This is a genomic window from Flavobacterium pectinovorum, from assembly GCF_006438875.1.
GTDB classification, from domain to species: domain Bacteria; phylum Bacteroidota; class Bacteroidia; order Flavobacteriales; family Flavobacteriaceae; genus Flavobacterium; species Flavobacterium pectinovorum_A.
The window spans coordinates 135,733-142,930 of sequence record NZ_RCZH01000018.1 but is presented as its reverse complement, the minus strand read 5'-3'; the positions used below and the strand labels follow the sequence as shown (position 1 = coordinate 142,930).

8 protein-coding genes and 1 pseudogene are annotated in these 7,198 nt (G+C 32.9%); 7 read left to right on the top strand and 2 right to left on the bottom strand.

The window, feature by feature from the left end; translation table 11 throughout:
* Positions 1-279, top strand: a pseudogene (locus EAH81_RS22200) (IS982 family transposase); the annotation flags it as partial.
* A gap of 99 nt (positions 280-378) precedes the next feature.
* On the opposite strand, the gene EAH81_RS22195 reads toward EAH81_RS22200, so the two are convergent.
* Positions 379-984, bottom strand: a complete 606-nt coding sequence (locus tag EAH81_RS22195) for an FMN-dependent NADH-azoreductase (RefSeq protein WP_140511185.1) — start codon at positions 982-984, stop codon at positions 379-381.
* 104 nt (positions 985-1,088) lie between these two features.
* Between EAH81_RS22195 and EAH81_RS22190 the strand changes: the two genes are divergently transcribed.
* Positions 1,089-1,475 carry a winged helix-turn-helix transcriptional regulator gene (locus EAH81_RS22190; protein WP_140511184.1) on the top strand — a complete coding sequence of 129 codons (387 nt, stop codon included), beginning with the start codon at positions 1,089-1,091 and terminating at the stop codon, positions 1,473-1,475.
* Positions 1,476-1,695: 220 nt separating this feature from the next.
* Positions 1,696-2,946, top strand: a complete 1,251-nt coding sequence (locus EAH81_RS22185; RefSeq protein ID WP_241676628.1) for a glycoside hydrolase family 27 protein — start codon at positions 1,696-1,698, stop codon at positions 2,944-2,946.
* A 294-nt stretch (positions 2,947-3,240) separates the two neighbouring features.
* On the opposite strand, the gene EAH81_RS22180 is transcribed toward EAH81_RS22185, so the two are convergent.
* Positions 3,241-3,483: a hypothetical protein gene (locus EAH81_RS22180; protein ID WP_140511183.1), complete on the bottom strand. Its 243-nt coding sequence runs from the start codon at positions 3,481-3,483 to the stop codon at positions 3,241-3,243.
* A gap of 77 nt (positions 3,484-3,560) precedes the next feature.
* Between EAH81_RS22180 and EAH81_RS27940 the strand changes: the two genes are divergently transcribed.
* The 4 genes from EAH81_RS27940 (at position 3,561) to EAH81_RS22160 (ending at position 7,177) form a co-directional block, all read left to right on the top strand.
* Positions 3,561-3,767 (top strand): hypothetical protein, encoded by a 207-nt coding sequence (locus EAH81_RS27940; protein ID WP_241676627.1) that lies wholly within the window; start codon positions 3,561-3,563, stop codon positions 3,765-3,767.
* A gap of 572 nt (positions 3,768-4,339) precedes the next feature.
* Positions 4,340-4,717 carry a nuclear transport factor 2 family protein gene (locus tag EAH81_RS22170; protein WP_140511182.1) on the top strand — a complete coding sequence of 126 codons (378 nt, stop codon included), beginning with the start codon at positions 4,340-4,342 and terminating at the stop codon, positions 4,715-4,717.
* Positions 4,718-5,727: 1,010 nt separating this feature from the next.
* Positions 5,728-6,234, top strand: a complete 507-nt coding sequence (locus tag EAH81_RS22165) for a DUF4402 domain-containing protein (protein ID WP_140511181.1) — start codon at positions 5,728-5,730, stop codon at positions 6,232-6,234.
* 82 nt (positions 6,235-6,316) lie between these two features.
* On the top strand, positions 6,317-7,177 hold the full coding sequence (locus EAH81_RS22160; RefSeq protein ID WP_140511180.1) for a molecular chaperone: 861 nt from the start codon (positions 6,317-6,319) through the stop codon (positions 7,175-7,177).
* Positions 7,178-7,198: the final 21 nt, after the last annotated feature.

Sequence of the window (7,198 nt, the reverse complement as noted above, 5' to 3'; positions counted from 1 at the left end):
ATTTATGGAGATAGTGCTTATACTGATTACGGTTTAGAAGATTTTGCCCTAATGAAAAAATGTGTTTTATTAAAAATTCAAAGAAAGTCAAATGCTAAACGAACAGATACAATAGAGCAAAAAAATGAAAAGTTAAAAATGAGAAAAAGAGTAGAAACAACAATAAGCGACATAAAAAAAATGTTTCCAAGAACTATACATGCAGTAACATTAGAAGGTTTTTTGATAAAACTGACATTGTTTGTATTTGGACTCCAGTTAAATAAAGCAATCAACTAGCAACTTGAATTAATTATAATAAGTAGGGTAGTAGTAGTAACTTGTAATAAGATAAAAGATTAAGGTTTAGACGTGGATGATGCTAATAACTAAAGTTCATTATTCGATTATTATACTATTAATTCCATTTTGTAATGCTTCTTCTTGTCCAATAATTGCTTGTCCTTCTGAACGAAAAACACCAGCTACTGTTATGCCGATAAGCTCGAGAAAGAAACGAGTGTAAGTTGTCGCAAAATCGTGAGGCTGTAATTCTCCTTCAGAATATATGCCACCGGAAGAGGTAGCTATATATGCTTTTTTATTTTGTAATAAACCTTCAGGAAGATAACCATTACCCGTATATCGGAACGTGACGCCAGATCTGGCAATGTTGTCGAAATAAGCTTTCAAAGTCGAAGTTATAGTAAAGTTATACATGGGTGCCTCTATAACTATAATATCAGCTTCGAGTAATTGTGTAATAGCGTGATCTGATTGTTTTATGATAGAATTTTGCATTGAAGAACGCTGGTTGGGATTTATGAAGAATGAGTTGATTTGATCTTCGCTTAAATGTGGAATTTCCTTTTTGGTGAGGTCATATTTTTGGATTGTACTGTTTGGGTATTTTTCAGTTATTTTTCTAACTACTTCTTGTCCTAGTTTTCTACTCGATGAGTTTTCTGTTCTTGGACTAGAGCTTATGTGCAGTATTTTTTTCATTTCATATTTATTTTATAAAGCAAAATTAAATATATTAGCTATTAAAAAGTTAGTAGTAAACAAAAGGTTAGTGCTAATATTTAGGTTACTTAATAATTTATTTTATGAAAAATAAAAATCAGAATGTAATATATACTGAGGTAGAATGCGCTAAAAACCTTGCTGTGGTTGAAGATGCTATGTATGTACTAGGTGGTAAATGGAAACTACGAATTGTTATTGCATTAGTTAGCGGATATACTCGTTTCAATGAATTACAACGAAGAGTTACAGGTATATCTGCAAGAGTACTTTCAAGTGAGCTAAAATCGCTAGAGCTAAATGGATTGGTTGAAAGAATAGTACACTCAGAGAGTTTTCCGGTGATTGTAGAATATTTGCCTACTGAATATGCAGAAACGCTTAAAAATTTGGTTTCAATTTTGGGAGATTGGGGAAGAAAACATAAAAGTAAAATTCAAGGTAGAGAAGTATCAAATGATACCGTTTAATGTGAAAATCTCTTGACTGATGTGCACGGTATACAAGATAGAGAGTTTTAGCTTTTTGTTTGCGTATGCACTTTTTGCGTATGAATTGATGATAGAGCATTTTTATATGGAATGTTATAGTTTTAATAACTGGTAGGTACTAGCGTATGTTTTGAGTAAAGCTGTTGTATTTTTGAATTTCACTTTTAGGTGAAAATAAATAAAGACAATTGTATATAAAATGAAAAAGAAGATTCTTAGCCTTTTCGTAATGACACTTTGTTTCAGTAGTGGAAATGCAGAAGCACAAACCAAATCAATTGACGGAACTTTATTGGCTCCGACACCACCCATGGGTTGGATGACCTGGAACTATTTTGGCGACAATATTAATGAAAAAGAAATACGTGAAATGGCAGATGCCATGGTAAGCAGCGGTATGCTGAAATTGGGTTATAATCACCTGTTTATTGACGATGGATGGCAAGGTGGTCGTGATAACAGAAATAACATTATTGCCGATTCTAAAAAATTTCCTTCGGGTATCAAAGCACTTGCTGATTATGTGCACAGCAAAGGGTTGAAACTGGGGATTTATTCAGATGCGGCAATGCTTACCTGTGCAGGTTATACAGCCAGTTTAAATTTTGAAGAACAAGATGCGAATACTTTTGCTTCTTGGGGAATTGATTATTTAAAATACGATTATTGCGGCGCTCCTGATGATATGGAAACTGCCAAAACGCGTTACAAAAAAATAGCGGATGCTTTGCGTAAAAGCGGGCATGATATTGCTTTAGGGATTTGTGAATGGGGGGAACGCCAACCTTGGCTTTGGGGAGGACAAGCAGGGGGGCAATTATGGCGAACTACCGCTGATGTAAGAGATAAATGGAAAAGTCTTAAACCGGTAAAAAACAGGAGTGAACTGCACGGAACTGGTGCCGGGATATTGGATATTGTTGATTACTCGTGGGAGTATGCATCCTATGCAGGACCTGGACATTGGAATGATATGGATATGCTGGTCGTTGGACTGTATGGAAAAAAAGGACCTTCAGGCGATTTAGGCGGAGTAGGTTGTACCGATACCGAATACCAAAGCCAAATGAGTCTTTGGTCTGTTCTAAATTCACCTTTGGCTGCGACTAATGATGTTCGGAATATGAGTGCTGAAACCAAACGTATTTTATTAAATGATGAAGTGATTGCTATTAATCAGGATGTTTTAGGGAAACAGGCAGTTTGTAAAATCAAGAATGAGTTATGGAGCATTTTTGTAAAGCCTTTGGCAAATGGTGATTCTGTCATAGCGATTCTAAACCGTTCAGGAAGTACCCAGAGCTCAAAAATAAATTTTGCCGAATTGGGATTAAACGAAACTTATGAAATCAAAGATTTGTGGGAACATAAAGTAGTTGGTAAAGGAAAAAAATGGAATGGGAAAGTGAAGAGTCATGAAACAAAGATGTTTCGATTGAAAAAAATATAATATTGTTTGGTAATATATAAATAGTGTGTTTTTTGTTTTTCGAAACTAAAAACAATGATAATCAGTAGTTATTAAATGAATTTTACTTTGAAGGGGTGGGTATTACCAGCTTTAGATTTTAGAATAACCTGATATTTCCCGCAAGGTTTTTTGGTAATTACAAATTTTCCCATTTCGATTTTGATTTGAGGATTCAAATGTCAATTTAGGGAAGATAAAATACGAAAACAAAATGTATTTTCAGGACATTGTGAAGCTTAATGAATAATATTTATTGGATTAATTCCGTAAGGTTTACAATTGTGCGTAGATGCTTATTTTTTTTTGGTTTTGCTCACACTTTATGTTCTTTTTTATTACAGATGTATTGGAATCACTTGAGTTTTTCGGGTCATTTTCACAAGCTTCGTCCCAATGTCCCCAGTCCCCTTTGTAAGAGGTGCTATATGTTATATCACAATTATTTTCGCCGTACACAAAAACTGGATAGGGACATTTTTTAAGTTTTTCAGTGGTTTGATTGTTTGAATTTTTCATGATCGATTCTTTTAGTTTTTGAGATTAAAATTACTAGAGATCACGAATTTTATCTTACGAGAAAATCCAAATTTGTTATGAGATTATCATGTTTTTTGGTTTCAGTAAGCCGCTCAATTTTTGCACTGGTCAATGATCAGGACAAATATTACTTTGGAAATCAGGGTAAAGGATCAGGTAGTTTTGGTAATATTGAAAGGGATAAACGGGCAATCTTCAAAAAAAGTTATGCCGCTGGGCCGAACAAACTTATCGCAGAGCTAGTTCAGGATGAAGCTATTTAGGAAGCTGATACGCTTTTACTTACCATACCAAACACATTAGGCGTTGACTATAATTTGCATATACTACAGTCTGTACTAAAATATATGCCCCAGCGCTAGGTTGGCGTTAATTTTTTTTAAAATAAATCCAGCGAATTCCTGATTTAAAAGAGGATCTACGAAATAGTATCTCTCAATTTTTTCCTTCAATGTATTTACTGCGCATGTTGATTTGAAAAAACTTAGGTTTTTCATTAGCTTAAATTGAATGCAGTTTTTAGATATTATAGGTTCTTAACCTTTGTATTAATCACAATAGTCACTGACTTTTACAGGTTTTCAAAATCGTAAGGTAAATTTAGGTTCACTTTCATAATTATGGTCAAAAATAGTGAGTGTCATAATTCCAAAAATTTACAAAGGCGCGGTGAGGTTGGCAAATATTGTTTTTATCTTAATCAAGATTAACTTCAAAAATTGATAATTACCAAACTGGTTTTTGGGTCTCAATTAAATCTATGTTAAAGGCGCACATGCATTTCAATATTAGTTTGAACTTTGTATAAAACTGTTTAAACTAATAAATGATGATTATGGAAACACAAATTATTGAACTGGAAAAAAAGTATTGGCAGGGAATGGAAAATCACGATTATGAAACGGTAAAAAAACTTACTAGCTTTCCGTGTATTATAGTCGGAAAAAATGGTGTACAAAGTATAAATGAGGCAAAATTTAAAAAGATGTTTGAGTCGGGGAATGGCGATATAAGAAGAGTATTAAATTTTTCTGATGTCGAAGTGCAATTAGTTGCTGAAAATGCTGCGGTGATAGCATACTTGATAGAATTAGGAATAGTAGACAATCAACAAAAAAGCCCTATGAAATGTGCCTGCACTTCTACCTGGATTATAAAAAATAATAATTGGGTTTGTGTACTGCATACCGAAGCAGAATTGTCTCGGCAATAGATTGAAAAAAATAATAATTATAAAATTCTTCTAAACTTTTGGGTGCAGGACATTTTGATTTTACACACTTTTTATGTTATTGTAAATGATAAATTGGCAAAATTGGTTGGTATTGATGTAAATTAAATCTAGGATTATAAATCAAAAGCGATAAGTAAATTCATAAAGAGAAACTGATTGATATAAAATTTTATTGTAAAACTGGGAACCTATTTTAGAAAGAGTCATTTTACATCGTCCTGTGATTTCGGGACAAGACAATATTTCCACTTTTTACTGTGTGCAATTGCCAAGTATCTTTTTTTACTGAAATTAATGGAAATCAAAGAGGATGTTTACGAGGATTGGAAACTTATCTTTTGAATTATAAGTTGTATCAAAACTAAATAATCATTGCTATTCGCATCTTCGACGACTCTTATGACTAGTTTTTCAGTTGTTTGTTGGTTATCTACAATAGATAATCCTTTTAAATTCTTTTTCTTTATTCATTATATATTGGAAGAATAAAAAACGGATAAACGTATCTCCTTTGTTAAGTTTTTTTATTTCGGTTAACTTAATAACACGTTAAATCTAGAATAGGAATTCTCAAACATTTAGTCAAAACCATTTTTTTTTGTCAAGAAGATGTAGATTAAAATCATAGATAAAAAGATTTATAATATGCTTTAAATTAAAAAAGGAAGAAATAAGCCACGTCATTACATTTTGGTGTATTTCTTCACTTTTTTATGGCTGATTTATAGTTTATCTTGCTGTCATTGAGTTTCTTGGCAATAAAAAACAAACTAATTTGAAATAATTTTTGTTTTAGGCGGTCAAAACAATTATTTAAATTGTTAAATTTAATAATTTTCAATTTAGCAATGTATTTGTTATACATTTGACAAAATAAGTCATTGAAATATGAAGATAATTTAAAACTATATGGTTTGTTTATTCTCTTTTTCTGCGCCTGATTTTGATTTTCCCAATCTAACATTAATAATTTTACAACTACTTACATTATGAAAAATTTAATTACTCCAACAAATTTATGCCTTTTAGGAATTTTGTTTACATCTTCTGTTTTTGCTCAGGCCACAGCTACAGCTACAGCTTCGGCTACAATAGTCACACCTATAAGTATTTCCAATGCTTCTGATATGAATTTTGGAAATATAGCTACGGATGGAACTGTTGGTACAGTTGTTTTGGCTCCGGATAATAGTAGAACTATTACAGGAGGCGTGACCTTGCCAGCAGCTACAGGTACGGTAACCGCAGCAGCTTTTACAGTTTCTGGTTCTGGTTCGTATACCTATGCCATAACTTTGCCATCATCGGTAATTATCGCGAGCGGTACTGACCAAATGACTGTTGATACCTTTACCAGTACACCGGCAACAATAGGAACATTAAGTTCTGGTTCAGAAACCATAACTATTGGAGCAACCTTAAATCTCGTAGCTTCACAGGCTGAGGGATCTTACACTTCTGCAGCTCCTTTTGCAGTTACAGTTAATTACAATTAATAAGTACGTTAATTAGAATTATAAAAACTGTCTCTAAATTTAGAGTTGTGACTTTAGATTATTAACACTTTATTCTCGTATTATGAATAACACCCTCTTTATGAAAGCTGGGGTTACTCTCTTTGCGCTATCATTTATTATTACAGCGGGGCAATTTATTGCCCCATATGATAGTACAAACCAGGGTGATCTTATGATTATGCCACGCAGGGTAATTCTTGATGCAAACAAAAGAACTCAGGAATTGACTGTTGCTAATACAGGATCCGACAGTACAAAATATCTTATCTCTGTTATACATTATAGAATGCTGGAAAATGGTGCTTTTGAGCAGATTGCTCAACCTGATTCTGCACAGCATTTTGCAGATAAAAATTTCAGGTTTTTTCCACGCAGTGTTACACTTGCCCCGAATGAATCGCAAACTATTAAAATTCAAGCTATAAATACAAATGAATTGCAATCAGGTGAATATAGATCACATCTTTATTTTAGGGCAGTTACAAAAAATCTGCCTCCAGAGAAAGAAGCTTTCAAGCCGCCAAAATCGATGTCAGTACAACTTGTACCCACATTTGGTATTGCTATCCCTGTTATTATTAGAAGTGGTGCTTTAACTTTAAATGTTAAGCTTGAAAAATCAATGTTTTCAATTAATACAGATGGAATACCTCAATTAAATATGCTATTTAAGAGAAGTGGTAACATATCTGTTTACGGAGATATAAAGATAGAATACGTTTCCATAACTGGAAGATCTACACAAGTTGGTATTGCAAAAGGTTTTGCAATTTACACTCCTAATCCGGTACGTAGTTTTACCCTTAATTTAGATAAGAACTCAGGAATAGATTATCATAAAGGAAAACTGAATATCACATACAGTACTTTATCAGAAACAAAACCAATAGTAATCACTTCTTCACAAGTTGATCTCCTTTAGTTAGAAATAGCTTTCAAACGA